The sequence below is a fragment of the Mycobacterium sp. 1245805.9 genome, from assembly GCF_001672915.1.
Taxonomy (GTDB): Bacteria; Actinomycetota; Actinomycetes; order Mycobacteriales; family Mycobacteriaceae; genus Mycobacterium.
Map to the genome: position 1 here is coordinate 1 of NZ_LZKR01000198.1, position 510 is coordinate 510.

The window sequence follows — 510 nt, forward strand, 5'->3', positions numbered from 1 at the left end:
GATCTCGTTCGGCACCAAGGGCGGGGAGATCGAGATGAACGGGCAGCGCGTCGCCGTCCCCGTGTCGACCGACCAGACGCTGCAGGAGATCACCAAGATCACCGACGGCCAGGCGTTCCACGCCGACAGCCTGGAATCGCTGGAGAGCGTCTATTCGACGCTGCAGCGCCAGATCGGCTACCAGACCGTCAAGGGCGACGCCAGCCTGGCCTGGATGCTGCTCGGCGCGGTGCTGCTGGCCGGCGCCGTCCTGGCCGGCCTGTTCCTGAACCGGCGGCTGCCCGCCTGATCGCTCAGACCGGCAGGCGCCGGTTGATCAGCAGGCCCAGCGCCGCGGCGATCAGCGCGACGACGACGCCCAGGCGCAGCCAGCCGGCGCTGCCGGGGCCGGGCACCGTGCGGAACCCGATGTCGTTCTCGATGGCGTTGTAGCTCTTGTTCAGCTCGCTGATGTTGGTGGCGGTGTAGGACTGCCCGCCGGAGAGCTGGGCGATCTTGCGCATCTGGTCG

2 pseudogenes are annotated in these 510 nt (G+C 69.2%); one reads left to right on the forward strand and one right to left on the reverse strand.

Annotated features, from left to right (window positions below):
- A pseudogene (locus A9X00_RS25500) lies at positions 1 to 289 on the forward strand (hypothetical protein); the annotation flags it as partial.
- 4 nt (positions 290 to 293) lie between these two features.
- On the opposite strand, the pseudogene A9X00_RS25505 reads toward A9X00_RS25500, so the two are convergent.
- Positions 294 to 510 (reverse strand): annotated as a pseudogene (locus A9X00_RS25505) (hypothetical protein); the annotation flags it as partial.